General features: G+C 68.1%; 24 protein-coding genes and 5 pseudogenes. 21 read left to right on the forward strand and 8 right to left on the reverse strand.

Annotated features, from left to right (window positions below; translation table 11 throughout):
* Positions 1-182: 182 nt before the first annotated feature.
* Together ABZ312_RS24270 and ABZ312_RS24275 are read right to left on the reverse strand one after the other, a co-directional pair.
* Positions 183-1,460: a PP2C family protein-serine/threonine phosphatase gene (locus tag ABZ312_RS24270; RefSeq protein WP_500327842.1), complete on the reverse strand. Its 1,278-nt coding sequence runs from the start codon at positions 1,458-1,460 to the stop codon at positions 183-185.
* A 419-nt stretch (positions 1,461-1,879) separates the two neighbouring features.
* On the reverse strand, positions 1,880-2,962 hold the full coding sequence (locus ABZ312_RS24275) for an ABC-2 transporter permease (protein ID WP_500327841.1): 1,083 nt from the start codon (positions 2,960-2,962) through the stop codon (positions 1,880-1,882).
* Positions 2,963-3,047: 85 nt separating this feature from the next.
* On the opposite strand from ABZ312_RS24275, the gene ABZ312_RS24280 reads away from it, so the two are divergent.
* From ABZ312_RS24280 to ABZ312_RS24290, 3 genes are all read left to right on the forward strand, one after another.
* A complete protein-coding gene (locus ABZ312_RS24280; protein ID WP_500327839.1) occupies positions 3,048-3,476 on the forward strand; it encodes a MarR family winged helix-turn-helix transcriptional regulator in 429 nt (142 codons plus the stop codon).
* Between the two features lie 688 nt (positions 3,477-4,164).
* The gene (locus tag ABZ312_RS24285; RefSeq protein ID WP_500438759.1) at positions 4,165-4,773 is read left to right on the forward strand and encodes a DJ-1/PfpI family protein; all 609 of its coding nucleotides are present in this window, start codon (positions 4,165-4,167) and stop codon (positions 4,771-4,773) included.
* A gap of 52 nt (positions 4,774-4,825) precedes the next feature.
* Positions 4,826-5,527, forward strand: coding sequence for an SDR family oxidoreductase (locus ABZ312_RS24290; protein ID WP_500327835.1), 702 nt, complete (start codon positions 4,826-4,828; stop codon positions 5,525-5,527).
* A 309-nt stretch (positions 5,528-5,836) separates the two neighbouring features.
* Here the strand turns inward: ABZ312_RS24290 and ABZ312_RS24295 are convergent, their stop codons facing one another.
* Positions 5,837-6,061, reverse strand: coding sequence for a hypothetical protein (locus ABZ312_RS24295; RefSeq protein ID WP_500438760.1), 225 nt, complete (start codon positions 6,059-6,061; stop codon positions 5,837-5,839).
* 89 nt (positions 6,062-6,150) lie between these two features.
* Between ABZ312_RS24295 and ABZ312_RS24300 the strand changes: the two are divergent.
* Positions 6,151-6,411: pseudogene (locus ABZ312_RS24300) on the forward strand (integrase core domain-containing protein); the annotation flags it as partial.
* 259 nt (positions 6,412-6,670) lie between these two features.
* The gene (locus ABZ312_RS24305) at positions 6,671-8,863 is read left to right on the forward strand and encodes an ATP-binding SpoIIE family protein phosphatase (protein WP_500438761.1); all 2,193 of its coding nucleotides are present in this window, start codon (positions 6,671-6,673) and stop codon (positions 8,861-8,863) included.
* 158 nt (positions 8,864-9,021) lie between these two features.
* Here ABZ312_RS24305 and ABZ312_RS24310 read toward each other — a convergent pair.
* Positions 9,022-9,366, reverse strand: a pseudogene (locus tag ABZ312_RS24310) (integrase core domain-containing protein); the annotation flags it as partial.
* Positions 9,367-9,428: 62 nt separating this feature from the next.
* Entirely contained in the window at positions 9,429-9,935 is a 507-nt protein-coding gene (locus tag ABZ312_RS24315) for a winged helix-turn-helix transcriptional regulator (RefSeq protein ID WP_500327888.1), read from the reverse strand.
* Positions 9,936-10,009: 74 nt separating this feature from the next.
* On the opposite strand from ABZ312_RS24315, the gene ABZ312_RS24320 reads away from it, so the two are divergent.
* Positions 10,010-11,419: an MFS transporter gene (locus ABZ312_RS24320; protein ID WP_500438804.1), complete on the forward strand. Its 1,410-nt coding sequence runs from the start codon at positions 10,010-10,012 to the stop codon at positions 11,417-11,419.
* Positions 11,420-11,707: 288 nt separating this feature from the next.
* On the forward strand, positions 11,708-12,427 hold the full coding sequence (locus ABZ312_RS24325) for a hypothetical protein (RefSeq protein ID WP_500360044.1): 720 nt from the start codon (positions 11,708-11,710) through the stop codon (positions 12,425-12,427).
* Between the two features lie 243 nt (positions 12,428-12,670).
* Here the strand turns inward: ABZ312_RS24325 and ABZ312_RS24330 are convergent, their stop codons facing one another.
* A complete protein-coding gene (locus ABZ312_RS24330; RefSeq protein ID WP_500438762.1) occupies positions 12,671-13,048 on the reverse strand; it encodes an MFS transporter in 378 nt (125 codons plus the stop codon).
* Positions 13,049-13,671: 623 nt separating this feature from the next.
* On the opposite strand from ABZ312_RS24330, the gene ABZ312_RS24335 reads away from it, so the two are divergent.
* Together ABZ312_RS24335 and ABZ312_RS24340 are read left to right on the forward strand one after the other, a co-directional pair.
* A complete protein-coding gene (locus tag ABZ312_RS24335; protein ID WP_500438763.1) occupies positions 13,672-14,220 on the forward strand; it encodes a DDE-type integrase/transposase/recombinase in 549 nt (182 codons plus the stop codon).
* Between the two features lie 151 nt (positions 14,221-14,371).
* Positions 14,372-17,770 carry a S8 family peptidase gene (locus ABZ312_RS24340; RefSeq protein ID WP_500327828.1) on the forward strand — a complete coding sequence of 1,133 codons (3,399 nt, stop codon included), beginning with the start codon at positions 14,372-14,374 and terminating at the stop codon, positions 17,768-17,770.
* A gap of 217 nt (positions 17,771-17,987) precedes the next feature.
* Here ABZ312_RS24340 and ABZ312_RS24345 read toward each other — a convergent pair whose 3' ends face one another.
* Complete coding sequence (locus tag ABZ312_RS24345) at positions 17,988-18,296, reverse strand: hypothetical protein (protein WP_500438764.1); 309 nt, start codon at positions 18,294-18,296, stop codon at positions 17,988-17,990.
* A 98-nt stretch (positions 18,297-18,394) separates the two neighbouring features.
* Here ABZ312_RS24345 and ABZ312_RS24350 point away from each other — a divergent pair, with 98 nt between their 5' ends.
* The 5 genes and pseudogenes from ABZ312_RS24350 to ABZ312_RS24370 all read left to right on the forward strand — a co-directional run.
* On the forward strand, positions 18,395-18,703 hold the full coding sequence (locus ABZ312_RS24350; RefSeq protein WP_500438765.1) for a transposase: 309 nt from the start codon (positions 18,395-18,397) through the stop codon (positions 18,701-18,703).
* A 2-nt stretch (positions 18,704-18,705) separates the two neighbouring features.
* The gene (locus ABZ312_RS24355) at positions 18,706-18,894 is read left to right on the forward strand and encodes a hypothetical protein (RefSeq protein ID WP_500360038.1); all 189 of its coding nucleotides are present in this window, start codon (positions 18,706-18,708) and stop codon (positions 18,892-18,894) included.
* A gap of 28 nt (positions 18,895-18,922) precedes the next feature.
* A complete protein-coding gene (locus ABZ312_RS24360) occupies positions 18,923-19,240 on the forward strand; it encodes a DDE-type integrase/transposase/recombinase (protein ID WP_500438766.1) in 318 nt (105 codons plus the stop codon).
* A 4-nt stretch (positions 19,241-19,244) separates the two neighbouring features.
* Positions 19,245-19,331, forward strand: a complete 87-nt coding sequence (locus tag ABZ312_RS24365) for a hypothetical protein (protein ID WP_500438805.1) — start codon at positions 19,245-19,247, stop codon at positions 19,329-19,331.
* 40 nt (positions 19,332-19,371) lie between these two features.
* Positions 19,372-19,530 (forward strand): annotated as a pseudogene (locus ABZ312_RS24370) (Lrp/AsnC ligand binding domain-containing protein); the annotation flags it as partial.
* Between the two features lie 141 nt (positions 19,531-19,671).
* Here ABZ312_RS24370 and ABZ312_RS24375 read toward each other — a convergent pair.
* Entirely contained in the window at positions 19,672-21,009 is a 1,338-nt protein-coding gene (locus ABZ312_RS24375) for an aminotransferase-like domain-containing protein (protein WP_500438767.1), read from the reverse strand.
* Between the two features lie 88 nt (positions 21,010-21,097).
* Between ABZ312_RS24375 and ABZ312_RS24380 the strand changes: the two genes are divergently transcribed.
* The 7 genes and pseudogenes from ABZ312_RS24380 to ABZ312_RS24410 all read left to right on the forward strand — a co-directional run bounded on the left by ABZ312_RS24380 (position 21,098) and on the right by ABZ312_RS24410 (position 26,548).
* Positions 21,098-21,721 (forward strand): DJ-1/PfpI family protein, encoded by a 624-nt coding sequence (locus tag ABZ312_RS24380; protein WP_500438768.1) that lies wholly within the window; start codon positions 21,098-21,100, stop codon positions 21,719-21,721.
* 125 nt (positions 21,722-21,846) lie between these two features.
* Positions 21,847-22,206, forward strand: coding sequence for a transposase (locus ABZ312_RS24385; RefSeq protein WP_500438769.1), 360 nt, complete (start codon positions 21,847-21,849; stop codon positions 22,204-22,206).
* A gap of 340 nt (positions 22,207-22,546) precedes the next feature.
* Positions 22,547-23,992: pseudogene (locus tag ABZ312_RS24390) on the forward strand (ISL3 family transposase); the annotation flags it as partial.
* Between the two features lie 59 nt (positions 23,993-24,051).
* Positions 24,052-24,132: pseudogene (locus ABZ312_RS24395) on the forward strand (transposase); the annotation flags it as partial.
* A gap of 9 nt (positions 24,133-24,141) precedes the next feature.
* Positions 24,142-24,315, forward strand: a complete 174-nt coding sequence (locus ABZ312_RS24400) for a hypothetical protein (protein WP_500360048.1) — start codon at positions 24,142-24,144, stop codon at positions 24,313-24,315.
* Positions 24,316-25,093: 778 nt separating this feature from the next.
* Positions 25,094-25,969, forward strand: a complete 876-nt coding sequence (locus tag ABZ312_RS24405) for a DUF6083 domain-containing protein (protein WP_500438770.1) — start codon at positions 25,094-25,096, stop codon at positions 25,967-25,969.
* Between the two features lie 129 nt (positions 25,970-26,098).
* Entirely contained in the window at positions 26,099-26,548 is a 450-nt protein-coding gene (locus tag ABZ312_RS24410; protein ID WP_500438771.1) for a DnaB-like helicase N-terminal domain-containing protein, read from the forward strand.
* Positions 26,549-26,558: the final 10 nt, after the last annotated feature.

A 26,558-nucleotide genomic window follows, 5' to 3' on the forward strand; every position in this document is an offset into this window, starting at 1 on the left:
GAGCATTCAGCCACGAGGAACAGGCCGCGCCCTCCCTCATCGGTGGTGTTCGCCCGGCGGATGTGCGGAGAGGTACTGCTGCCGTCGCACACCTCGCAGATCAGGGTCCGGTCGTGTATCAGCCGCAGCCGGATCGGCTCTCGGCCGTCAGCGGATGGCGTTGGTGACCAGCTCGCTCGCGATCAGCTCCGTGGCGAAGCCAAGGGGACCAAGGCCCCACTGTTCGAGTTGCCATATGACCTGGGAGCGGGCGTCGGCGACGGCGGCAGGGTCGCATGGCAGCTTCCAGGTGACCACCTGGTTGCCGCTGAGCGCACGCGTCCGAACGACAAGGAGCGACAGGTCGTCCTCGGCCGCCAGGAGCGGCGCCGCGATGTCCGCGGTTCCCGGCAGACGTCCTCGACCGATGGCCCGCTGCGCTGCATGGCCGTGCGCAGTAGGCGCGGCACACCATCGTTCGTGCCGCATGCGCGCACCAGACTGCCCGTGTAGAAGAGCAGAGTGCTGCCTTCGGCGAGCTCGAGGTTCAGTGGTTCGAAGACCGGCTCGCCCATGCCCAAGGGCCTGTTGCCGGGCGCATCGAGGACGTGGACGAGTCCATTTCGGTCGGCGACTGCGGGTGGGGGGTGGCCGGCACTGGCCACGACGCAGCGGCGCCCGACCGGGTCCCACACGGCGTAGAGGAACGTCGCGCCGACCAGTCGTTCCACAAACCACACGGACCACTCGTTGTGTCTGCCCGCGGCATAGCGCGAGACGATGTCATCCAACCGGGCCAGTACTTCCTCGGGCGCGAGATCGAGTTCCGACAGCGCCCGAACGGCTGCGCCGATCAGCCCGATGCAGACGGTGGCCTGCACGCCGGAGACCGAGACGTCACCGACGCTGAAGGCGACACGCATGCCGGACAGAGGGACCACATCGATCCATGAGCCGTTCACCCCCGTCCCACTACGGGCGGGCAGGTACGACCGGGTGATCTCAGCCGCGCTGTGGTCCGGTGCGGCAACGGTCTCCATACGCCTTCTCAGGTCAACCGCTGCAAGGTGCTCGTGGTGGTCGAGCCAGCTCCGCACCGCCTCGTTTTCGGAGATCTCCGGTAGCGGACCGGCGGATGCCAAGATCACCGTTCGCTTGCTGCCCGGTAGGACGGACGTCACGGAACAGGCCATGAGAGCGACCGGCACAGCACGACCGTGCCGATGCATGAGGACGGTGGAGAGCCAAGGAGTGCTGGCGGTGCCCGTGGCCAGCAACATCTGCTGGAGGCAGTCCCACGGAAGCACCGGGCACAGCTCACTCACCGGTCTGCCTACGACGTCGGCCGTCGCGTAGCCCAAAAGACGCTCGGCCGCCGGACTCCACCTGGACACCAGCCCCGCGGCGTCCACCACGAACGCCGCCGGACCTCCAGTGAGGGCCGGGGTGCCGGCGGCGGATGCCCCATCCACGGTGTCCATCTCACCGACCTCGTTCGGTGAGGAAACTCCTACACGACGACGATAAAACGCCGGCGGACCCGACGCCTTTCCACCGGTCCGGCCAGATGGCACCGCTCTTCCACGAACGGCCCCAGATGACTTTGCCCTCGTTCCTCAGAGAGCCAGCTGCGGGTACAAGCCGCGGGCCCGCGACCTCGCCTCGTCCCGACTGGAAGGCTGGGACTTGGGGCACCCGGCAACGGCACGACGGCAAGACCATATGGGCAGACGCACTACCGGACGGGCTCACCGGACCCAGAGTTGCGTCTAGTGCTGTGACCTTATCGGTTCGCTCGCACAGGGTCGGCCAGCACACCTGCCGGCAGTCGGGAACGACGTTGTCGCCCATCCGACCGTCCCGACCACCGACCCGGCGGACCTGGGCTCTGCAGCTCTCCTCAGGCGGCGACGGTTTCACCCAGGTCCACCTCGGCCGTCTCCTTTTCGGTGTCCCGCTGCCGCTTCGCCGGCGAGGCCAGGTCGGGGGCGGCGCGGTGCTCGGCGACCGTGGCGGCAGTCGTCAGCAGCGCTCCCGCGGCCAGCCAGAGCACCAGGGACAGGATGCGGCCGCCGAAGCCCGTCGAGTCGAAGTACAGCAGGCTGCGTGCGCCCTCCACGAAGCCGGCGCCATTCCAGAAGGCGTGCAGCGCGCCGAAGAAGCCGTTCTGCAGCGCGGGCTGGAGGATGCCGCCGGAGCTGGTGAAGTTCAGCATCACGAACAGCACCATCTGGACCGCCGTCGTCCAGCGCCCGAGGAAGGTGTGAAGGGCGATGCCGATGGTGAGGATGCCGGCCGAGTAGAGCCAGGCCATGACCCACACCCCGGGCAGGTTGTGGTCGACGATGTGGAAGACCGGCCCGGCCAGCACCACCGCTATGACGCTCATCACCAGCGCGGTGACCACGCCGATGACCGCCCGGGTCCCCATGCGCACGGCACCGGCGGCGCTGATGGCGGCGACGCCGGCGTTGGAGCCGATGGTCAGTGCGACCAGCAGGAAGAACAGGCCCTGGCCGGTCAGGTCGCCGCTGGAGAGCCGGGACAGGTCGGTGACGTGCAGGGGCGCGTCGTGCCTGCCGGCCACGGTCGTGAACACGATCTCCGCGGCGGTGGCGGAGGTGTCGGAGTTGGCCTTGGCGACCAGCAGTTCGGGGTGCTTGACGCTGGGCACGTAGGCGCCGACCAGGTCCCGGTCCATGATCCGGCGATGAGCCGCGGCCCGGTCGGGCTCGGTGGTGACGTCCAGCGCATCACCGGCCTTGTCTTTGATCGTCTGGGCCAGCAGCTGCACCCGTGGCGAGGTGCCGATGACGGCGACCTTCAGGCCCTGCGCATGCGGTGCGTGGAAGGCTCCGAGGTAAGCCAGCCCCATGCCCAGGCACATCAGCAGCGGGGTGATCAGGAGGACCACCACATGGCGGACGGTGCGGGATGTGCTGGTCGCTGTCGGCCGCCTTCCGGCCAGACGGTGGGTGCTCATTACGTGCCCTCCTTCACTGGGTAGTTGTAACGTACATATGAATTAGGTTGCATGTTGCAACCAGCGAAGAAGGGAGTGCCCCGCCATGCCCGACCGTGAGACGTCGACGGACGTCATTCAGCAAGAACTGACCGCATTCGCCCGCCGCGCCCGGCACAAGGCCGTCCAGCTCCACCAGGAGCTGACACTGGTGGCCCACAGCATGCTCGACCACATGCGCCGGAACGGCAGCTGCCACGCCGCCGACCTCGCGGCGCACTTCATGCTCGACAAGTCCACCGTCAGCCGGCAGATCGCCATGCTCGAGGCGGAGGGCATGATCGTGCGCGAGACCGACCCGGACGACCACAGGAGGCAGATCCTCAAGGCGTCCGAGAAGGGCCTGGACCAGCTGAAGGAGGCCAACCGGCAGCGCTGCTCCTCCTTCCGGGAGCGGTTCACCGACTGGGACGACCGCGACCTGGCCCAGCTGGCCGTCTACCTGCGGCGCTACAACGCCGCCGACGTCGACTGACGGAGATATCGCCGCCACCCGTGCCCGTGCTCGCCGATCGGGCAGCCTCTTCCGCATGGACAGTCCCAGCAGCCGAACCTGTGGCCAGTTCTCGCTCCAGGCGCAGGGCCGCCCGGTCTTCCTCGCTCGCGGGCGCCAAGCGGTTGACGGTCTTCCGGCGGCGCGACCTTCCCGGCAGGCCCAGACATGGACGGCCAGCCCGTCCTCCTGGGCATCGGCTCAGTCCAGGCCGCACCGACCATTTCACGCGGAAGCTGATCAATGGCGAGGTTGTGACCGCTGCGGTCACACCGGCAGGAGCGACTCGATAATTCCGTTCCCCGTCAGAAGCACACACGGTTGATGCATCAAGGCTCCGACCCCGACATGAGGTTGGCGCGACCCCCAGGAGGGCACATGCCCACCCTCGACAGCCAGGACAATGCCCGCACGTACGCCTCGGTTCTGGCCATCCTGCGCGGCGCCGATGACCATCCGGCCGGCACCACGGATGAGGCCGAGCACGATGGTGCTCGCGCCGTGCAGAACCCGGCGCTCTGGGACCTGAGCAAGCCGACGGACGAGGGCATACCGACCCGGTACCCGCACGGCACAGTGCCGGCAGACAGGCCATCACCTGACGATTGGCTATCAGCCCGTAGCGGTGCGCCAGGGAGACTGAGCTCCGATGACACACAAGGGGGCCACGATGCAGGTAGCAGTTGTCACCTTCGACGGTTTCAACGAGCTCGACAGTTTCATCGCCGCCTCGTTGATCAACCGGTGCCGCAAGGAGGGCCTGGAGGCTTTCATCACGACGCCGACGCCGGTGGTCACGTCGATGAACGGCGTCGAGGTGACCGGGCAGCGCCCGATGCAGTTCGTGACCGATGCCGACGTCGTGTTGATCGGCAGCGGCGTGAAGACCCGCGACGTGGTCGCCGACGACCGGCTGATCTCCACGGTGCGGCTCGACCCCTCACGCCAGCTGATCGGTTCTCAGTGCTCCGGCGCGCTGTTCCTGGCACGCCTCGGGCTGCTGGGCGACATGCCGGCGTGCACGGACATCAAGACCCGGCCCTTCGTTGAGGCCGCCGGCGTCACCGTGCTGGACGCGCCGTTCCACGCCGAGGGCAACATTGCCACTGCGGGTGGCTGCTTGGCATCGCAGTACCTCGCCACATGGGTGATCACCCGGACCCTCGGCGAGGGTGCCGCCCGCGACGTCCTCGACTACGTGGCTCCGGTCGGCGAGAACCAGCAGACGGTCGAGCGCGCCCTGCGTGCCGTCCACGCCGGCGAGGCCGCACTGCACTGACTCCTCCCGCTGAACAACCGATCGGCGTCCGACACACGATGGGAGCAGACCCATGACCGCAATCGCAGGTTCGACCGTCCTCGTCACCGGAGGCAGCCGGGGAATCGGCAGGGCCCTGGTGGAGTCCCTTTACGACCGAGGAGCCAAGAAGGTCTACGCCACCGCCCGTGACCCCAGGACGGTCACCCATCCCGGCGCGGTCGCACTGGCCCTGGAGGTCACCGACCCAGCGTCGGTGGCCGCCGTCGCGGCGCAGGCACAGGACGTCACCATCCTGGTCAACAACGCCGGTGGATCGATAGGGGCATCGTTCCTGACCTCCCCGGTCGACGATGTCCGCCGCGAATTCGAGACCAACTTCTACGGCCCCCTACAGATGACCAGGGCTCTCGTCCCGGTCATCGAGGCCAACGGCGGCGGCCACCTGCTCACCGTGCACTCCGTCCTGTCCTGGATCGCCCTGGCCGGTTCCTACAGTGCCTCCAAGGCCGCGCTGTGGTCACAGACCAACGCGCTGCGCCTGGAGCTGCAGCCGCGCGGCATCAACGTCACCGGCCTGCACGTCGGCTACGTCGACACCGACCTGGCAGCGCACGTCGACTCCCCGAAGTCTTCGCCGCACGGCGTCGCGGAGCAGGCCCTGGACGGAATCGAGTCCGACGCCTACGAAGTACTGGCCGACGAGCGCTCCCGCCAGGTCAAGGCAGGGCTCGCAGACGACCTTGCCGCCCTGTACCCCCAGTTGGCAGCCTGACGCATCCTGTCGCGACCGTCCGGCGTGATCAACCGCAGGCCTCGAGGCTCCGGAACCTGGGCACTGCTAGCACGTTCCCCGGCCAAGCCGCGTCCAGGCTCGGTGACGCATGCGCCCGCGGCGGCGGCCCGGACCGGGAAACCGCCGCCGCGAATGGGCGGCGTGTCAGTTGGAAGTCCGTAAGATAATTGCGCCGCAGAGAAGGGGCCCGCAGCAACCCTGGACACGGACCGCACAACGCTGCCCGCCCCCTGCAACCTAGGTGTGCTGTCCCGCTCAGGGCGCTGGCGTCAATGGTGGGAGCGTTGCCTACTCCTGATCGACGACAACGTTGATGTGGCACGTGGCCTGGTCACCGAATACGCCAACGGTTGCGGCGTCGCAGTACAGGGCGCGTTCCTCGATCCACGTCTGCACCTTTGCAACCTCTTGTGCCGGCCCGCGCAGTTCGACGAAGACCACGCGTGGATGGAGCGAGGCCGGTGAGTCATCGGGAAGTGTGTTCGTGCCCGTGATCAACAGCGCAATCGGCACCAGGACACGCCTGGATCCGGCCTTGATCCTCGACAACGGTGGATTTCCTGCCCGGCGGGTCTTCCCTCATTCCTGGTGTCCCCAGCGAAATGATCACCGACAACGCCAAGTGCTACCGGGACCCTGCCGACTTTCACGCGGCAGCGGCAGTTCTGGGCACCCAGCAACGCTTCATCCGACCGCACTGCCCCTGGACCAATGGCAAGGTCGAACGCTTCAACCGCACTCTGCAGACCGAATGGGCCGCCAGCAACACCGCACGCGAACAAGCCCCGGCCCCCTGGCTGCAGTACTACAACACCCAACGACGGCACACCGCACTCGGCGGCCGACCACCCATCACCCGACTGACAAACCTCATGACCGAGTACACCTGGGCCCCCCACGGGGTCGTGGGCGCGAGGTCACTGTGGGTCACCGCAACCACGGCACGCCGCACCCGAGCGCCCCGAGGATCGCCCGGCGCCAGAGAAGATTCCTCACGACGTCCGTGCTTGAGCCGACTGAGAACAGCAGCGCCGGCGGTCGGGACAAGAATCAGAGAAGGTTAGGGCAGCGGTAGTAAAATAAGCGAGTAGCAGCGCCAACGGCAGTCGGGCGGCGAAAGAGATGGAACAGGATGGGCCCATCCCGCCGGGTTGGGACTGTCTACACCCGGCAACGCGGGATAGAAAACGGCTGCTGGTATCGGCGGCCGAGAGCGTTGTCGCCGAATTGGGCGCATCGGCCGCGACGGTCTACCTCAAAGTGCCGGACACCCCGCATCTGCAGGCTGCTGTCGTGGCGGTGACCGCCATGGGGATCGGAGCGCCCGAAGACGTACCCCTGAATGACAGCACCTACCCGTCGTCACGGGCGTGGCAGTCGGGCCATGTGGAGACCGCGCATCAGGTGGACTTCATGACAGGCCACCCGCATTTGGCAGCCTACGCACATTTCCCACTGCAGGCCGCGGCCGCGCCGCTCTTCTCGCCGACCCGCCGCTTCGGGACGCTTGCGGCTTTCTGGCCGCCCGTAGGTGACGAGATCGCCGAGTCAGAGCAGGAGCGACTCGTCGTCGCGGCCTCGTCGCTGGCCCACGACCTGGACCGCTTGGCCGATCATGGGACATCGATGGTCCCGCCCCTGGTACCGCACGTGGTCACCGTAGAGGGGCAGGGGGCGGGCGCCGAAAGCATGACCTCATCAACCGCTCCCCTCGTCTACCACCTGCACAAACTCGCCACGCTCCTGGCAACGACCGTTCACACCCGAGACGTCGTCGAGATGTCGATGGAGCGCGTGCTGGACGGGTTCCAGGCCCGAGCTGCCGTCGTCAGCCTGGTCGATGGAGATCGGCTCCGCGTGGCATGTGCCTCCGGCTGCGCAAGGGAATTCATCCGCACCTTGAATGGCTCACTGCTCGCGCAGCGCAGGCCGGAGACGGAGGCGGTGGACCGACGACGGCCGATGCTGTATGGCCCCCGGGATGCACTGACAGCCGGCCGGTTGCCAGAGCCGCTGTCGGACCAGGAGTCCTTCTGGATGGTCCTGCCGCTCCTTGCCGGGCGGAAGGCGGTGGGTGCCCTCGCCATGGCGTTCGGCGCCGAACGCAGGGACATCCTCGCCGAGCAGGGAACGCTGACAGCGCTGGCCACGGCAGTCGGTCAGGCGGTAGAACGAACCCAAATGCACCACGTACAGCACGCGCTGGTTGATGACCTGCAGCACGCACTGCTACCACCCGTGCTGCCCCAGCCGGCCGGAGTGGTGAGTACCAGCAGATACGCATCGGCGACCAGCGGAATCGAACTCGGAGGAGACTGGTATGACCTCATCATGCTCCCCGACAGCCGGGTGATGATGGTGATCGGGGACGTCCAGGGTCACAACACGGCTGCGGCAGTGGTGATGGGCGAGCTGCGCAGCGGCGTGCGCGCATACGCGACCGAAGGACACGACCCCGGAGTTGTCCTTACCCGGGCGAACCAGCTCCTGATCGGCCTGGAAACAGACCTCTTCGCCACCTGCTGCTGTGCCTGGCTCGATCCAGACACCGGCAGGGCGCAGATGGCCACCGCCGGGCATCCACCGCCTCTGATGCGCACGCCTGATGGCCGGATGCCACTCGTCTCTCTCGAAGCGGGCATGCCTCTCGGCATCGACCCGGAGGCGACCTTCGAGGCGATGGACCTGCAACTCGAGCCGGGTACGTTGCTCGCCTTCTACACGGACGGTCTGGCCGGCCCCGGAGGCGATGTGGACCACGAGGTGGTGAGCGTGGCCTTCGACGACCCGGGGAATCTTGAGTCCGTCGGCGACCGGCTCATCAGGGGCTTCAGCGAGTCGCCCCTGCGGTGCTCCGACGATGCCGCTTTGCTCTTGGTCGTCTACGAAGGGCCCTCGGCTGAAGCTAAGCACAATGTCCGGCAGTTGAGGATCCACCGGCGCGATCTGCAAGGAGCCGAGCGGACGCGCAGACTTTTGCGGGAGTGGTTGGCGGGGTGGGAGCTGTCCGCCATGGCTGACGATGAGGAACTGCTGGTGTCGGAGGTCGTCACTAACGGCCTGGTACACGGTGACAGCGACGTATACGTCTACGTGCACAAGTATCCCGAATGTATACGCGTAGAGGTCCGTGACAGCGATCCGCATCTCGCGCAGCCCGTAACGGTTCCCCGCGATGAGGATCAGGCCGAGGGGGGACGAGGACTGGTCATCGTTTCGGCGCTGGCTTCGGCATGGGGCAATTCACCGAGCGGACGAGGGAAGACCGTGTGGTTCGAATTGCCGATGCCGGCTGCCCATGGCGCTGATGCTTGACACGGCGCACTTTCTCATGTGGTTACCCTCGACCAGGCCGGGGCCTTGGCCGGCACCGCAGTGACTTGCGCACTCGACGCGAAGAGCTGCACGTTCTATCGTCCGCCGATGTCCAGCCCGTCCCGGCTGGGCCGGTAGCGGGCGCGCGACCTCCAGGCCTAGGTGTATTGCCCTGTGAGGTTGGGGACGCGGCTGGCGGGTGGTTTGCCGTTCAGCGCGGTGTGTCCGCGGTGGTGATTGTAGGTGTGGAGCCAGCGTGGGAACGCGGCTCGTCGTTCGGTCTCTGAGCGGTAGGGCATCGCGTAGGCCCATTCCTCGAGCAGGGTGCGGTTGAAGCGTTCGACCTTGCCGTTGGTCTGCGGCCGGTAGGGCCGGGTTCGCTTGTGGGCGATCCCGGCCGCCGTCAGGGTGTCGCGCCAGGCGTGGGATCTGTAGCAGGACCCGTTGTCGGTCAGGACGCGCTCGACCGTGATTCCGGCGGCGGTGAAGAGCGCACTTTCTCGCGATGTCTCGACAGGAGGCCTCCGGCCGCCCCCTCAATCCGGCGGGCGAAGCGTGCTCAGCCTTACGGCGTGCCGGCTTGAGAGGACGTGGTTCCTTCCGGGGACTGCACTGGGCCGGACTGGTCCCAGCCGGGTGTGAGCTCCTCCCGGTGGATGTCCTCGCCGTGGACCTGTTCACCGCAGGTTTCGCAGACCGTATGGGTGACGAGTTCATGGTCTCGGTGAAGGATCCGGCTGGGCGGCGTGGTGACGGCCCAGCGGTCGCCCCAGCCGATCAGCTCGCGGGTGATGGCCCCCAGGTCGCGCCCCGCCTCTGTCAGGTAGTAGCCGCTGTGGTGTGCGTCGTCAGGCAGGGGGCGCCGTTCGAGGATCCCGCTTTCCACCAGCGCCTTCAGGCGTGCTGCCAGGCGGTCCGTGGGGGCGCCGGTGTTCCTGGCGATCTGCCGGAACCGGTGGTTGCCGAGCATGACCTCGCGGATCGCCGGGAGGGCCCATCGGTCGCCGATGGTCTGCAGGGCGGCAGCGAGAGAGCAGGGGCGGCCGGCCATGTCCTGGGGATCGATGCGCATGGTCACGTCCCTATTGTCGCCCCCGTTGGTTTGATTTCCAAACCACCCTGTGCTTGCCTTGCGGCATGGCTGTGATGCTTCGATTTTCAAAGCACCCTCGTACGGCGGCTGCCGTAGTCCTGGTGGCCGTGTTCATGACCAACCTTGATCTGCTGATCGTCAACGTCGCGCTTCCGGCGATGGGAGAGACGTTCTCCGGGGGCGGCAGGAGCACGAGCCTCGGTGCGCTGTCCTGGGTCCTGAGCGCCTACGCGATCGCTTTCGCCGCCCTGCTGGTGGTGGCCGGGCGCGCCGGTGACCGCATCGGTCAGCGGCCGGTCTTCCTTACCGGGATCGCCGTCTTCACCTTCGCGTCGGTGGGCTGCGCCCTGGCTCCGAACCTCGGGACCCTCATCGTGGCCCGGGTTGTGCAGGCCGTCGGGGCGGCCGCCCAGATTCCCACCTCCCTGGCCCTGCTGCTGGAGACGGTGCCGGCCGAGCGCCGTACCCAGGCAACCCGGGGCTGGGCCGCGGTCGGCGGACTGGCCGCCGCCGCCGGGCCTGTCATCGGCGGCCTGTTGGCCGAGGTGGACTGGAGGTGGGTGTTCGCTGTGAACCTGCCCATCGGGATCGCCGCGCTCGTCGCCGGCCGATCGGTCCTGCCGAAGCCGGCCGTCCGCGAGGCCGGCCCGCTGCCCGACCTCCTCGGCGCCCTGCTGGTCATCATCTCGGTCGCGACGCTGTCCGGGGCCCTGGTGCAGGCTCCCGACTGGGGCTGGACGAGCGGCAGGACACTGCTGCTCCTGGCCGTTGCCGTGATCAGCGGCACCGTGTTCGTCCTCAGGTCCCTGGGGCACCCCCGGCCGTTGTTCGAGCTCGACCTGCTGCGGCTGCCGCGCTTCGGCGCGGCGAACGCGGGCAGCCTCGTGTTCGGCGTCGCCTTCGCGATCATGCTGCTGTCGAACGTGCTGTGGTGCCAGGAAGTCTGGCACTGGAGCGCGCTGCACACCGGTCTCGCCCTGGCCCCAGGCCCCGCCCTCGTGCCGGTCGTCACCCTCCTGACCGCTCGCGCCGCACAGCGCTTCGGGCACGGTCCACTGGTTGCGACGGGAGGGCTGCTATTCGCCGGCGGCATGGTGTGGTTCGCACGCTTCGCGTCCGTCACGCCCAACTATTGGCGCGACATGCTGCCCAGCCAGTTGCTGACCGGTACGGGTGTCGGTCTGGCCCTGGGCACCTTGGTGGCCGCCGGTGTGCACGCCGTACCGGGGCACCGTGCGGCGACCGGGTCGGCACTGGTCAACTCCGTACGACAGATCTCGACCTCGGTCGGCGTCGCGGTCCTGGTCGCGGTGGTCGGCTCCCACGTCGGTGCCGCCTCACTTCACGACTTCCGGATCGTCTGGTGCGTAGCCGCCGTTCTGGGCCTGACCACGTCGGTGTTCGGCGTGCACCTCAGCCGCGGCGGCAGCACGGCCCGAATGGCAGTCGCCGCATCCAAGTAGGTCGAGGCGGTAGCGCACGCTCTGCCGGATGCGTTCAGACCGCCGCTTTTCCCCGTCCGGCGGTGGGGGCTGTTCCGGCGGTCAGGCACAAGGCTTCAGAGGGACCTCCAGACGATACGTCGGCCGGAATCGACGAGGCTCCGCCGCGCCTGCAGGCTTGACTAACGGCGCGGAAGGCCTTCAACGGCCAAGCTACCGCCGGTAGGTCGGCTGGGAGACGAAGAGGGTGGCGGCGATACCGACGATGGTCACCGACCCGGCCCCTGCAATTAATTACAGGAGATTTACGTGAACGAACTGCTCACCGCGGCAATCGAAGCCCACGGCGGAAAGACACGCTGGCGTGATCTGACCCGGGCGCGAGCCACCCTTGTCAGCGGAGGACTCCTGTTCGCCGCCAAGGGCCTGCCGCAGGATCCCGAGCCGCGAGAGATGACCGTGCTGCTCCATGAGGAGCGTGCCTCGGTCCGACCCTTCGGCGCCCCCGACCAGAAGACCGACTTCACACCCGGACGCGTGAGCATCGACAAGCTTGACGGGCGGGTGGTGGCCGCTCGCGAGGACCCCCGGTCGTCCTTCAGCGGCCACACCCTCGACACCCCCTGGGACCCGCTGGACCGCGCCTACTTCAACGGCTACGCACTGTGGACCTACCTCACCACACCGTTCCTGCTGGCCATGCCCGGCTTCACCGTCACCGGGATCGACCCTTGGCGTGAGGGAAACGAACTGTGGCGTGGACTGCGCGCCGCCTTCCCGCCCGGGATCGCCAGCCACAGCACGCACCAGGACTTCTACTTCGGCCCCGATCATCTGCTCCGCCGACACGACTACCACGTCGATGTGGCCGGCGGATTCGCCGCCGCGCAGTACGTGTACGACTACGTGGAAGCGGAGGGCATCATCCTTCCCACCAAACGCCGGGCCTACCGCCGCGACGCCGCCGGTCACCGCATCCGCGAGGAGGTCATGGTTTCGATTGACCTCAGCGACATCCACTTCAGCTGACGCTCGACGGAAGTGAGGCCGGGCCGTCGAGCTGGAGACCGACAAGCGGTGGTCGAAGAGGGGTCAGCGTGCCCGCCGTCGGCAGTGCGATCAGCAGTCGAGCCCGGTCTTCGGCCTCACCTGGCGAAAGTCTTCGCTGCCCATTCGCCTTGATCTTTGCGTCGCCGGGGCCGCCCTCGGGAACCGGCGGCTCATTCGGTTCGGCTTCTTGCTGGTCCCTCGCGGTCTTGGATTCACTCCGTGTCAGCGTCGCGGGCACCGGCTTCTACTTGTGCGCCGCGCCCGGTACCTGCGACTGCGGCCCGACCATCGAGTCCTCGGTCTCCGGCGCCTCCTGCCCGGCCATGCCCGTCGCCTTGGGTGTCTGTGCTTCGGCTTGATCCTGGACCGTCTGGGCTTGCTTCGCCCCCGGCCGCTGCACATAACTCGCCGAGATCGGGTAGTCCAGCCCCACCGCGACCCCAGCAGCAGCCGGAACACGATCAGCGACGAGATGTCCCACGCGAACGCGCACGCCACCGAGGACACCACGAACAACGACAGCTCGACCTTGAAGACCCGGCTCCGCCCGATCCGGTCGCCCAACGGCCCCAGCAGCGCTGCCCCGAACACCGCCCCCACGATCGCCGCCGCCGACAGCAGCCCACGCTGTGCCGCACTGCCCCCGAAATTTCGCGATCAGGGGTTCGCCACCGCGATGATGAAGAAGTCGACCCGTCGAGCAAGATCCCCAGCCCCGCCAGCAGCCAGAACCTCATGTGCAGCCGCGACATCGCCGCACCGTCCAGTGCCGCCCCCAGGGGCTGCGACGTACCGGAAGAACCGTTGGTCACCACGCACACGGAGTCAAAGCAACGGCTCTCGGCGGATCACCCGCCGCGCCAAACGGCCCCTGATCGCCACCCGCGGACACTTGGGGTCCCGCAACCTTTACGGTTCGCCGGTGGTGCGTGGCGAACTCGGAGAGCGGGATGGAGCTCAACAGAGTACGGCGGACTGGCGCCCGCTGGCTCGGCCCTCTCGGTGCCGTGTCTATCCTTCCTTTCTTGCGCTGGTGACCGACGGCCCGGTCTCGGCAGCGGACCCCGCCAGCCGCGAAACGGCACGCGGCGTACGGCGTTCCGCCGTGGCAAGCCGCACTACACGCCCACGCCGACCGGGCGCCCGCAGTCGTTGAGAGCCTCTGACCGGTCCGCTGCAGGTTGCCGGCTGCTCCTAGCGTGCCATCGCGCGTCGAACGTCTCATGCGCGAGCCGAGGATCACCGGCGCCGTCCGCGGCAAGAAGGTGATCACCACGATCCCTGACCCGACCGCGCCACGGGCACCGGACCTGGTCGACCGCGACTTCGTCGCCGCGGCCCCCAACCGGTGCTGGGCCGCCGACTTCACGCACGTAGCCACGTTCTCGGGCGTCGTCTACGTCGCCTTCGTCGTGGACACCTTCTCCCGCCGGATCGTCGGCTGGTCCGCCTCGACCACCCAGCAGACCCGGCTCGTCCTGGACGCCCTGGACATGGGACTGTGGCAACGCGACCGCGACCAATACCGGCCCCTGCTTGGGGAGTTGGTCCACCAATCGGACGCGGGCTCGCAATATACGTCCTTCACGCTGGCCGAGCACTTGGAGAAGGCCTGCATCGCCGCCTCGATCGGATGGTTCTCATCGTCACTGCCGCCGGCGCGCAGGACACCAACGGGGGAAATAGGTGGTTGTCGAACACCTGGTGACGTGCGGTCGTCGGTGCGCTGCTGGGCGGCGTCGCGCGGCACTACGACGGCGGCTGTCCGATGATCGGACGCCCCTTGGACGGGTTGCGGACTCCGGCGTTTGTCACCATTAATTGAGGTTCGTCCGTGGCGTAATAGCGACTTGTCGCTTTGTGGACACCGGAAAGTGCTGACCTGCGCCTTTTTCGACATCACGCTGTCACCTCATGAGATACATGAACGACAGGTGGCGCCCCGGGGGCCGGCGTCCCGGGTCGCGGCGTGCCGCGGCCACCACGGCCCTCTTGGCGCTGCTGGCCGGCCTGGCCGCCGCTCCCGCCGCGGCACGGGACCTCGCCGCGGACACCGCACGGAGCGGCACGGGCGCGCAGGGCGGGGCGACCTCGACCCGGACGCCGTTCGTCGCCCGGCACCAGGTCACCTTGATCACGGGCGACCGCGTCACGCTGGAGACGGACCGCTCGGGCAAGCAGAGTGTGTCGGTCGAGCCCGCCGAAGGTCGCGAGCGGCTCACGTTCCTCAAGCGCCAGGACGGCTCGGACTGGACGGTTATACCGGTCGACGCCCTCCCCCTGCTCGCGACGGGCCGTCTCGACAAGGCGCTGTTCAACGTCTCGGCCCTGGTCCAGGGGAAGTACGCCGAGCGGTCCAGCCTGCCGCTGATCGTCCAGTACGCGGGTGACGCGGGCACCGCACAGCGCCGGCTCACCGCCGCCGGGGCCGACAAGGTCCGCCCCATCTCCGGAACCCCCTTCGCGACTCTCGCCGAACAGCGCGAGGACGCTGGGGGGTTTTGGCAGGGCATCGCTCCCGCCGAGGCGGGTGCCACTACCTTCGGCGCGGGCGTCCGCCGGATCTGGCTCGACGGTCACTCCAAGGTCCAGCTCGACAGGACGGTGCCGCGCATCGGAGCCCCCCACGCCTGGGAGAAGGGCTACACCGGCGCCGGTGTCAAGGTGGCCGTCCTCGACACCGGCTACGACCCGAACCACCCGGACCTCAAGGGTCTCGTCGCGGAGTCGGCGAACTTCACCAGCGAGCCGAACACCGACGACCTGAACGGCCACGGCACTCACGTGACCTCGACGGTCGCCGGTTCCGGTGCGGCCTCCGGCGGCAAATACAAGGGCGTGGCACCGGGCGCGCAGATCCTGTTCGGCAAGGTCTGCACCGCGGACGGCAACTGCGACAACTCCGCCATCGTCGAGGGTCTGGCCTGGGCCGCTCAGCACGGCGCCAAGGTGATCAGCCTCAGCCTGGGCGATACGGACACCCCGGAGACCGACGCCCTCGAGGCCATGGTCGACACCGTCACCCGTGATTACGGCACCCTGGTCGTGGCCGCGGCCGGCAACAACGGCTCTGGCAGCAGGGTCTCCTCGCCGGCCTCCGCCGGCGGGGCGCTGGCCGTCGGCGCCGCCGAGGACGACGACGACCTCGCCGTCTTCAGCTCGGTCGGTCCGCGGACGGGCGACTCCGGCCTCAAGCCGGACCTCATCGCCCCCGGCGTCGGCGTCGTCGCCGCCAGGGCGGGCGGCACCACCGAGGACGACGGCTACATCGCGATGAGCGGTACGTCCATGGCCACGCCGCATGTGGCCGGAGCCGCCGCCATCCTCTTCCAGGAGCACCCCGCCTGGACGGCCGACCAGGTCAAGCGCCAGCTGATGCAGTCGGCGACCGGCGCCAAGGAGCACGGCGCATACTTCCAGGGCGCCGGGCGCGTCGACGTCGCGCGGGCGGTGGACCAGGAGGTCACCGCCGACGCCGCCGGACTGGACTTCGGGCTGATCCGCTGGACCGACGGTGCGCGGCCGCCGGTGACCAAGACGATCACCTACCGCAACCCGGGCACGGAGCCGGTCACCCTCCAGCTCAAGCAGAACGCGAGCAGCGGGAAGAAGGACGTGCCTGCCCCCGAGGGCCTTTTCCGCCTCAGCGCCGACACGGTCACCGTGCCCGCGCACGGAACGGCGGACGTCACCCTCACCGCGACCCCGGAGGCCACCACGCTCTACGCCGCGTACAGCGGCGTGGTGAGCGCGGCCACCGCGGACGGGCAGGTCTCGGTGCGCGTCCCGTTCGGCATGGACCTCGAGCAGCCCTCCTATGACCTGCGCATCGACCTGAAGAGCCGCACGGGCACGGCCCCCGACATCGCCTACCTGCTCGTCCAATCGGCCGACGGCAAGGCCTACGAGGTGGAAGCACTCGGCAAGAACAGCACCGTGGTGCGGCTGCCGAAGGACACCTATTCGGTGAGCGGCTTCTTCTTCGACGCGTCCTTCACCGAGGGCATCATCGTCGGCGTGCCGAAGGTCGTGATGACCGCCGACCGGCAGGTCGCCATCGACGCCCGGAAGGCGAAGCCCGTCACCGTCTCGGCACCGAGCCGCGCCGCGCGCATCATCTCGGCCGAGATCGGCACCATCAGCCTGCACGACGAGCTGCTCTCCGTCACCATGAGCAACGCGATCGGCACCGACCACATCGAGGGCGTGTACGCGACGCCGACGGCGCAGTACAGGGACTCGAAGTTCACCTACCTCGTCAACACCGTCTGGGGCGACCCGGCCGGCGCGGACGGCAACCCCTCGTCGGTCTACTACCTCACCCGGCCGGTGCACGGCGCCATCCCGGCCAATCCCAGCTACAACCCCCGCACGTCGGAGCTGGCCAGGGTGAACACCACGTTCGCCGCCACCGCGCCGGGAGCCCCCGCCTTCCGCTTCGTCTACACGGATGTCGACGACCTGCGTATCGGCTGGCACATGATGAAGGGCGTTCCGGTTCCGAGCCAGCGGGTCGACTACTTCTCGGCGGCCGACGGCCTGCTCTGGCAGACCGCCTTCGACCAGTTCGACTTCCTCGCTCCGGACAGCCCGAACGGGCAGATGTACATCAGCACCCGGCACGGCTACAAGGCCGGAGCGACGGTCGAGGAGCGCTGGAACCAGGGCGTACAGGCCATGGGGTTCGCTCCCGAGGGGATGAACTCCTTCCGTGAGGGAGACACAATCCAGTACTCCATCCAGGACTCCGCCAACGGGAATCTCGACCTGCTGGCGGGAACAACGACCGCCAGCCGGCCCACGGCGCAGCTGAGGCGCAACGGTGAACTGGTCTCGGAATGGTGGGGTTACGCCCCGGTACCGGCCGATGCCACCCCCGCCGACTACCAGCTGAACCTCGAGGTGCAGCGCGACCGCAACCCCGTCTCCTCCATCTCCTCCGACGTGCGGGCGGAGTGGCGGTTCCGGTCGCAGACCACGACGACACGCCAGGCTCTGCCGCTGTACGCGGTACGCATGTCGCCGGAGCTGGACGAGTGGAACCGGGCCAGGGCCGGACGCGAGCTCGACATCCCGCTCCTGATCCAGCGAGCGCCCGGCGCCGCCGAGTCACCGATCCGCACCTTCACCACCGAGGTCTCGTACGACGAGGGCAAGACCTGGCAAGCGGCCGAGGTCCACGGCTCCGGCATGCAGCGCACCGTGACCGTGGACAGCCCGCGCCAGGCCGCCGGCGGAGCCGTCAGCCTGCGCACCTACGTCAAGGACGCCGCTGGCAATTCCTTCAAGCAGACCGTCATCAAGGCCTACCTGCTGAAGTAGCCGCCGACGGCAGCGAGGGGCCCGCCGGACACTTCGATGCCGTCGGTCAACTCGGGCCCTGGCGCTTCGCCCCGTCGATCTACCGGTCGGCGGGGCGAAGTGCTGCGAAGGCTGCTGCAGGGTGCGGGCCCGTCGTGCGTGGGTGAGATGGCGTGGCGCGCAGGCTGCGAGGGCTGCCGAGTCACTCCCAGCGGACCCGGCGAAAGCACTTCGAGTGTCAGCGGTGATCGCCAGCAGTAGCAGAAGCCGGGGCGGACCTGATCATGCCGAGTAGCGCGCGCTGTGGAGAGCAGGATGAGCACTCCGATCTGACTGTGCAGATCCACAGTCCGGGCAGGTACCCAAGGGTTGCCGTCACCCTGGCCTGGCGTAGCTGTTCTTCACTGGTGGTGTCCGAGCTAGCGGCGAGTTCTGACAGGCTGGGCGCCTTGTGCATCAGGGCCAAAACCACGGTCGCACCAAGGGCCCGGGCGGCGCCGAGCAGCGCGCCCGCTGCCGATGACGCGCTGACGATGATGGCTGCCACGAGTGTCAGCGTAATCAGGAGAAGGAGCATATGGGCTTGATTCGCTTTGACGGACACCTGAGATCAGGGGCTTCCGCCTCGGAAGGAAGATGTTTGTCATGGAGAGCATGGGGAAAAAGAAGCCGCGTCCTCGCCGCTCGTTCACGCCGGAGTTCAAGGCCGAGATCGTTGAGCTGTGCCGACGCGGTGATCGCTCAGTCGGTCAGGTCGCCAAGGACTTCGATCTGACCGTGACCGCGGTGCGCGACTGGGTGAAGCAGGCCGAGGTCGACGCCGGCGAGCGGGACGGCCTGACCAGCGACGAACGCGAGGAGCTGGCCCGGCTGCGGCGGGAGAACCGCCGTCTTCGGGAGGACGTAGAGGTCCTCAAGCGGGCCACGGCTTTCTTCGCGACGGAGACCCGATAACGGTGCACCCGTTCATCGAGGCGGAGAAGCAGGCAGGGCACAGTGTCAAACGAGCATGTGAGCTGCTGAAGGTCTCCCGAGCCGCCTTCTACTCCAGCCGCACCGCCATCCCCGGCCCGCGCATGGTTCGCGACGCGGAACTGACCGAGAAGATCACCGAGGTCCACGCGGTCTCGCGCGGCAGCTATTGAGCGCCGCGCGTCCATGCCGTGCTCCGGCGTGAGGGCATCGCCTCGGCGACACCGCACCACGATCCCGGACCCGCGCGCGGCCGCCCGCCCCGACCTGGTCCTGCGCGACTTCCAGCCCGACCCGGCCACGCTCGATACGCGGTGGTGCGGCGACATCACGTACGTCCCGACCGAGGAGGGCTGGCTCTATCTGGCCACCGTCATGGACATCGCCTCCCGCCGGGTCGTCGGCTGGGCCACCGCGGACCACCTGCGGACGAACTGGTCGCCGACGCCCTCAAGGCGGCCTGTCGATCGGCGACCAGCCGTGGCCCAGCCGAGCTGCTGCCCGCCAAGCAATCTTTGAGTGGATCGAAGGGTGGTACAACACACGCAGGCTGCACAGCAGCCTTGGCTACCGCAGTCCTGCCGAGTTCGAGACCGTCCTCGCAGCGTGACCACCACACCGATGGTGTCCGTCAAAGCGGAGCAAGCTCAGAATCAGCCGACGACTTCGCGGCGATCCCCGAGATCCTGGAAGCGCATGTCATCGCCGGAAGCGCCTCGGTCCTGGTGAAGGTCAGGGCTGCGACGACCGAGCAGTTGCAGGATGTACTGCGCCGCATCTATGCGATCGCCGGGGTCAGCGGGACGGAGGTGCCGACGGCAGCAGCCGACCAGCCGGCGTCTTCCGACACCGGGCTCGGGTCCCAGGCCGTCCGGCCCCCACGCTCCAGCGCCGACGGCTTTTCGTCCGCATGGGCCGGTGCGGGCGGGAATCGGCTGGTCGGGTGGAGTTCAGGCGTAGGCGTCCTCGATAGTGACTCGTCGCACTGTGCGCAGCGTCGATTGGAGACTGTCCAGATCGGTCGAGCCGAGAGCGAGGCGGAGCGCCTGTGGTGTGTGCTTCGAGGTGGTGAAGGGCTCCGCTGTGCTTACCGAGATGTGCTGACGCGCAAGGGTGGCGGTCAGGCGATCGGCGCGCGCGTCGTCGGGCAGGGTCAGCCATGTGAAGTAGGACGAGGGGTGGCTGATGAGTGGTAGGCCCGCCAGTTCTTGTCTGGCGAGTGCCTGGCGGGCCTTGGCGTCGTCTCGTTTCTGCGCTTCCAAGTGGTCCACCGTGCCGTCCTCGAGCCAGCGGCAGGCAATCGCGGTGGTGAGGGCCGGGGTGTTCCATGTGGTCGCCCGAATCGCGCGTTCGAGCGACGGCACCCTGGACGGCGGGGCGACGACGAAGCCGACCCGGAGGCCGGTGGCGACGCTTTTGGACAGTCCCGAGACGTAGACGGTGATGTCCGGTGCACTTGCAGCCAGGGGCGGTGGAGGGTCCTCTACCAGGTAGGCGTAAGCGGCGTCTTCGATGATGAGCGGACCGTGCTGCCGAGCGATCTCGATCAGGCGGGTGCGGTCAGTTGCCGACATCACCCACCCCAGAGGGTTGTGCAAGGTTGGCATGGTGTAGATAGCGCGCACAGGGCGGATCACGCACAGCCTCTCGAAGGCATCGAGATCCGGCCCGTTGGTCGTTGTGGGTATGGGCTCCAGGTCGAGATGAAAGGCATGCGCGAGCACCTTGAAACCCGGGTAGGTGAGTGCGTCGACCGCGACGACGTCGCCGGCGTTGAGCGCGGCCAAGACGGTGATGGCCAGGCCGTGCTGCGCACCGTTGACGATGAGGATCCGATCCGCGTCAGGAGTGATTCCTCGACGTCTCAGGTGCCGAGCGATCGAGGCTCTGTCCTGGGGACGTCCTCGATGTGGTTGGTAGCGCAGCAGCGAGTCGAGTTCACCAGAGGTGGCCACCTCTCGCAGAGTCTGCCGTAGGAGATCGGCCTGGCCGGGCAGCGATGGATAGTTGAAGTTGAGATCGACCGCATCCGTGGCGACGACTTGCAGATCGATGCCGTGACCGGCGGGAACCGCGAGGTCACGCACGAACGTGCCGCGGCCCTGTTCCCGGCTCACCAAGCCCATCGCTTCCAGCTCGGCGTACACCCGAGTCGCGGTCACCACGGCGATGCCCTCGCGGGCGGCGAGCCCGCGGTGTGTCGGCAGCCGCTCGCCTGCGGCGAGCCGGCCTGTCCGGATGTCGGATGCGAGCGCGTCGACCAGGATCTTGTACCGCGAAGCTGCCATACACCCAATTGTATCCATGACAATTCTTTGACTGTCCTGTTCACGGGCTCTTACCGTCAAGACCCACTCATCCGGAAGGACGGCCGCCATGCACATCGCCATCCTCACCTTCGAGGGCTACAACGAGCTCGACTCCCTGATCGCCCTCGGCGTGCTCAACCGCATCAAGACCGCCGACTGGCGCGTCACCATCGCCACCCCCAGCCCCAAGGTGACGTCGAGGAACGGGGTGGTCATCGAACAGATGTCCACCCTTGAGGAGGCGTGCGCCGCTGACGCGGTCATCGTCGGCAGTGGCATCGCTACCCGCGAGGTCGTCGAAGACCAGGCGATCATGAAGATCCTGCGCGGCCTGGACCCCTCGCGCCAACTCGTCGCCGCGCAGTGCTCCGGCGCGCTCGTGCTGGCCAAGCTCGGCCTGCTCAACGACATCCCCGCCTGCACCGACCTGACCACCAAGCCCTGGGTCATCGCCGCCGGCGTCGAGGTGCTCAACCAGCCCTTCTACGCCAAGGACAACATCGCCACCGCCGGTGGCTGCCTCGCCTCGCACTACCTCGCCTCCTGGATCATCGCCCGCCTCAAGGGCAACGACGCCGCTGAAAGCGCACTGCACTATGTCGCCCCGGTCGGCGAGAAGGAGGAATACATCGAGCGCGCGTGGCGCAACATCACCCCCTACTTGCCCGCTCCCGCACCGGCCCTCGTCTGAAACGACCAGTCGCAAGCAGTGACCGACCAGGAACTCACGCCCCTGGCAGCCTGGCTGGTCATTCGCAGCCCGACTGAATCGCTCCGGGTTCGGTGCAGAGCGCTGAACCTTGGAAGGATGCGCTCATGCCGGCGCAGAGGAAGTACCCAGCGGAGCTGATCGAGCGGGCCGTGCGGATGGTCGCCGAGAAGCAGAGGCAATCCCCGGGGCGGTCGGGGATCATCCGGGAGGTCGGAGATCTTCTCGGGATTCATCCCGAGGCCCTGCGGCACTGGGTGAAGAAGGCCGAGGCCCAGGCCGATCCGCAGGCGGCTGCCGCCCAGCAGGAGCGTGAGCGGATCAGGGAACTGGAGAAAGAGGTCACCGAGCTGCGGCGGGCGAATGAGATCCTCAAGGCCGCGGCCGTTTTTTCGCCTCCGAACTCGACCCGAAGCCGCCGCGTTGATCCGTTTCATCGATGCTCACCGCGAACGGTTCGACGTTGAGGCGATCTGCCGCACCGGTGACCTGGGCCGGCACCCCCGCCTCGGCCTCCAGTCATGGGCGCACCGCACCGAGCCCGGCACTAACCCGTCACGCCAGGCTGGCTTTGAACAGCACCGTGACCGTCACAGAGTTCGTGCTTGACACCTGGCAGGATCGCATGGAGAGAGGAAAACTCCCGCCTCGTCCCCAGTAGCACTACGCCCACTCGACACCCAACTCCTGCAGGGCGGTGTCCAGGAGCGGTTTTCCTGATCGGTGGGTGGGGGGTGTGTCAACTTAACGGCTCTGTCTCACATTCGGTGGTGACGGAGAGTTGTGAGGGTCGTTGATTTCCATGTGATGGATGTCAACGACCTTGTTCAGATGGTGTTTTCGGGCCTGTCGCCGCTGGTCATGGAGGATGTGGCCGACGAGGGTGAGCGGATCGTGGTGCGGGCCCGGACGCCGCTGGGCACCGCGGTCTGCCCGGTGTGCGGGGCGTCGTCGGGACGGGTGCACGGCTATCACTGGCGGACGGTGGCCGACGTTCCGGTCGACGGGCGACGGGTTGTGGTCCGTGTGCGGGTGCGGCGTCTGGTGTGCCCGACGCGAGGCTGCCGCCATACCTTCCGCGAACAGGTGCCTGGGGTGCTGGAGCGATACCAGCGACGCACTGCCCGTCTGACCAGGCAGGTCAAGGCCGTGGTCAAAGAGTTAGCGGGCCGGGGCGGGAGCGCGTTTGCTGGCGATACTCGTGGTGGGCCTGTCCCGTCACACGGCCCTGCGCACCTTGCTGCGCATCCCGTTGCCGGCCGGGCGGACGCCGCGTGTGATCGGCGTCGACGATTTCGCCCTGCGCCGGCGGCACCGGTATGCCACCGTGGTGATCGACGCCGAGACCATGAGCGGATCGACGTGCTGCCGGACCGCACGGCCGACACGCTGGAAGCGTGGCTGCGCGAGCATCCGGGCGTCGAAGTAGTCGGCTCCACGACCTATGCCGAGGCCATCCGCCGCGCCCTGCCCGACGCGGTGCAGGTCGCCGACCGGTGGCATCTGTGGCACAACCTGTGCGAAGCCGCCCTCAGCGAGGTGAAGGCCCACAGCAGCTGCTGGGCCACCGTACTGGACGCACCCATCTATGACGGGCCACGGGCCCGAACCGCCCTGGAACGCTGGCACCACGTCCATGACCTGCTCGACCAGGGCGTGGGCCTGCTCGAATGCGCGCGCCGTCTGCAGCTGGCCCTGAACACCATCAAACGCTACGCACGAGCCGACCGGCCCGAACGGATGCTCCGCGTCCCCAAATACCGCGCCGGCCTCGTCGACCCCTACCGCGAGCACCTGCGCAAACGCCGGGCCGAGGATCCCGCTGTCCCTGTCAAGCGCCTCTTCGATGAGATCAAGGCCCTCGGCTACACCGGCTGCCTCAACCTGCTTTACAAGTACATCAATCAAGGCCGCGCGGACGCCGACCGCAGCCACTTCTCCCCACGCCGGCTCGCCCGGATGCTCCTCACCAGGCCCGACAACCTCAAGACCGAACACCAGGACCTCCTGGCACGGCTCACCGCAGCCTGCCCCGAGATGACCAAACTTACCGCCCACATTGGGGACTTCGCCCAGCTGTTGACGCCTCGTGAAGGAAACGCCGACGGCCTCTCGCGCTGGATCGACCAGGTCCGCACAACCGATCTTCCCCATCTACACTCCTTCGCCCGAGGAATGGACCGAGACCGGCAAGCAGTGATCGCCGCGCTCACGCTTCCGTACAGCAACGGCCCCACCGAGGGCATCAACACACCCGCACCGCAGGCGTCGGCCGCTTCCGCTCGGAGGCCGCATTCGCCTCCTACTGCGGCGTGGCACCTCTGGAGGTGTCCTCCGGGGACGTGAAGCGACACCGGCTCTCGCGAGCAGGAGACCGGCAGCTGAACTCCGCCCTGCACGTGATGGCCATCACCCAGATCCGCCACCCCACCGCAGGACAGGCCTACTACCAGCGCAAACGCAGCGAGGGCAAAGGCCACAAAGAAGCCCTCCGTTGCCTCAAGCGCCGCCTGGCCGATGTCGTCTACCGCACGATGCTCCGCGACCGGGATACCTCTCTGATCGCCCCCGCTTGACACAGAGAGGTGCCGTTCAATGGACAGACCCGTATCCGGCTCGGGGGCACGCTCCGATCGACACTGACCCTGGTGGTGGCGCCGACACTGGACCTGATCGCGCAGACCGCGCTGGCCTGGCTCAAGGACGGCCGCACCGAGGCCATGGTTGCGGTCTGCTCCATGGACACCTGCTAACGGCAGGAACAAGCAGTGGGCTGCGGTGCGGGGAGTTGGCGCCGACGGTGCTCCGGTGTGCTGCTGGTGCCGGTGGGGGATCTGGTGTTGTGGGGTGGGTGACTGGCTGGTTACGGATTAGAGTTGTCTGGTTGTTGCTGGTCGGGGGGCCGGCGTAGGGGTGGGGTGGGACAACGGTGTCCCTGGGGAGGGCCTGTAGCGTCATGAGTCGTCGCTCTGGTGGGTTGATCGGGATCTGGGCTGAGGCGCAGCGTCAGCAGCAGCGGCAGGTGGAGGCCCAGCAGCGGGCCCGGGTGCAGCAGTTGCGCAGTGCGGAGCGGCAGCAGCGGACGTATGAGCGTGATCTGGCGCGGAGCCGGCGCGAGCAGCAGGCTGCGTACCGGCAGCACCGGGAGGCCGATGCGCAGCGGCGGACGCGTGAGCTGGAAGCCCGTGTCGAGGAGTTGCGGACGTTGCTGGCGTCCGGGTGCCGTACACCGGCGCCCGGCAGCGAACGCGCGCACGAGGAAGCGAACTCCAGCACGACGGATGCGGCCACCAAGGTGACCTCAGCGGCCTGGTCAGCCCACGTGCAGCGTGTCGGCCGTCATCGTCTGCGGTCATGCGCTCGACGAACAACTCCTTCGCCGATGACGGTTCCGCCTGGGACGGCAGCCGGAAGAACTACCGGCCTCGCCGGTTGCTGCGTATCGACGCGGACAGCCCAAGCCGGCTCCTGCGCTCCGCGCAGGGCGGTCGATGCAACGTCTGCGGGAACCACGTCGAGTGGTACCAGCGCCCGGGCGCTACTCCTGTCCCGCTTCACCCCGACGAACTGCCCGCCCGCGCGGTCCCGCCCGGTGAGCGCTGGCATGTCTCCTCCGGCGTCGCCCACTCCGGCCAGGACGGGAGCGCCTGGTGCCGGGTTCGGCATCACGTCGTGTGCCCGGCCGGCCCGGCGGGCAACCAGAGCCCGCTGCTGGCGGAGACGCGGCGAGCGCTGGGCCTGACCTCGCGCCGGCTGCAGGACACCGGAGTGTGCACGCTCCGGCCCGAGGAGCCAGCCCCTCCCGCGCCACTCCTGCCTGCTCGGCCAGTGGTGTGCCTGCTCTACACGCGCTTCCTCGCCCCCGGCCCTCTCGAGCACCTTCAGTGCGTCGCCCACACCCGCACCCGGCGCCGCTGCGGTCTGCCGGTCCTGGATCCCGAGGCTCTACCGGGCACGTGGCGGCTGGAACCGGTGGATCCGCTCCTGCGCCCCGGCGACGGCCGCCTGCCGACAACCCAAGAGGTGATGGCGGTCTATGACCTGACCGGCCTTCCCCACGCGGAGCAGTTGCGCTGGCACAACCAGCGCTGCCCGACCCATGCCGCCATCGATGAGGCCGCGGACCACGCGCGCACCGAATGGGAGCCCTTTCACCCCGGCCGCCACCGCCAGCACATCCGCGAACAGCTTCCCGATCCGTCGCCGGCCCTGAGCCAGGGACACGAATGACCTCGTGCGAGCGACCGCTCCGATCGACTGCTCCGCCTGCGCAGGCTCAACAGCCCCTGCGACCAGGCCCTCCCACAGCACCGGAACCGGCAGCTTCGGCGCATTCCCTGGCCATTCTCGGAGCCCCCCATGTCCAAGACCTTGATCGGCACTCCCGACCCTGATCAGCCCCCGTCCGGGCCTGCGCTGTACGACGAGCGCGCCGAGTACACAGTCCTGGCAGCCGTCCTCCACCACCCCCAGCTCACCCCGTACTTCATGGCAGTCCTGCGTCCCAGGTACTTCAGCAGCCCGGTCCGCCGGGAGGTCTTCTCGGCCGCCGCTGCGGTCTACCGCCACAAGGAGACCTGCACTACGGCAGCCGTCACGGCCGAACTCGGGCAGCAAGCCAACTCCGCAGATGAGACGAAAAGCCTCCTCCACGACTTCACGCGCGCCGCGGTCCCGGCGGAGCCCTTGGTCGTGCACTACGTGGCGATCGTCCGGGACCTGGCCGACCTGCGCCGCCACACGGCTGCGCTCTCCGAGGGTTTGCCGTCGATGCCGATGCGCGGCTTCCTCACCGACGACGACACCTGACCACCCCTGC

Origin of the sequence: Streptomyces sp. NPDC006207, from assembly GCF_040613835.1 — a bacterium.
Lineage (GTDB): Bacteria > Actinomycetota > Actinomycetes > Streptomycetales > Streptomycetaceae > Actinacidiphila.

What these genes read in the sequence shown, in the direction of transcription:
- ABZ312_RS24305 (WP_500438761.1), top strand. Translation starts at nt 6,671, where the DNA reads ATGGAACAGGATGGGCCCATCCCGCCGGGTTGGGACTGTCTACACCCG.
- ABZ312_RS24350 (WP_500438765.1), top strand. Translation starts at nt 18,395, where the DNA reads ATGGAGAGCATGGGGAAAAAGAAGCCGCGTCCTCGCCGCTCGTTCACG.
- ABZ312_RS24290 (WP_500327835.1), top strand. Translation starts at nt 4,826, where the DNA reads ATGACCGCAATCGCAGGTTCGACCGTCCTCGTCACCGGAGGCAGCCGG.
- ABZ312_RS24320 (WP_500438804.1), top strand. Translation starts at nt 10,010, where the DNA reads ATGCTTCGATTTTCAAAGCACCCTCGTACGGCGGCTGCCGTAGTCCTG.
- ABZ312_RS24380 (WP_500438768.1), top strand. Translation starts at nt 21,098, where the DNA reads ATGCACATCGCCATCCTCACCTTCGAGGGCTACAACGAGCTCGACTCC.
- ABZ312_RS24335 (WP_500438763.1), top strand. Translation starts at nt 13,672, where the DNA reads ATGCGCGAGCCGAGGATCACCGGCGCCGTCCGCGGCAAGAAGGTGATC.
- ABZ312_RS24340 (WP_500327828.1), top strand. Translation starts at nt 14,372, where the DNA reads ATGAACGACAGGTGGCGCCCCGGGGGCCGGCGTCCCGGGTCGCGGCGT.
- ABZ312_RS24385 (WP_500438769.1), top strand. Translation starts at nt 21,847, where the DNA reads ATGCCGGCGCAGAGGAAGTACCCAGCGGAGCTGATCGAGCGGGCCGTG.
- ABZ312_RS24410 (WP_500438771.1), top strand. Translation starts at nt 26,099, where the DNA reads ATGTCCAAGACCTTGATCGGCACTCCCGACCCTGATCAGCCCCCGTCC.
- ABZ312_RS24375 (WP_500438767.1), bottom strand. Translation starts at nt 21,009, where the DNA reads ATGGCAGCTTCGCGGTACAAGATCCTGGTCGACGCGCTCGCATCCGAC.
- ABZ312_RS24400 (WP_500360048.1), top strand. Translation starts at nt 24,142, where the DNA reads ATGGCCATCACCCAGATCCGCCACCCCACCGCAGGACAGGCCTACTAC.
- ABZ312_RS24285 (WP_500438759.1), top strand. Translation starts at nt 4,165, where the DNA reads ATGCAGGTAGCAGTTGTCACCTTCGACGGTTTCAACGAGCTCGACAGT.
- ABZ312_RS24280 (WP_500327839.1), top strand. Translation starts at nt 3,048, where the DNA reads ATGCCCGACCGTGAGACGTCGACGGACGTCATTCAGCAAGAACTGACC.
- ABZ312_RS24315 (WP_500327888.1), bottom strand. Translation starts at nt 9,935, where the DNA reads ATGCGCATCGATCCCCAGGACATGGCCGGCCGCCCCTGCTCTCTCGCT.
- ABZ312_RS24275 (WP_500327841.1), bottom strand. Translation starts at nt 2,962, where the DNA reads ATGAGCACCCACCGTCTGGCCGGAAGGCGGCCGACAGCGACCAGCACA.
- ABZ312_RS24270 (WP_500327842.1), bottom strand. Translation starts at nt 1,460, where the DNA reads ATGGACACCGTGGATGGGGCATCCGCCGCCGGCACCCCGGCCCTCACT.
- ABZ312_RS24405 (WP_500438770.1), top strand. Translation starts at nt 25,094, where the DNA reads ATGCGCTCGACGAACAACTCCTTCGCCGATGACGGTTCCGCCTGGGAC.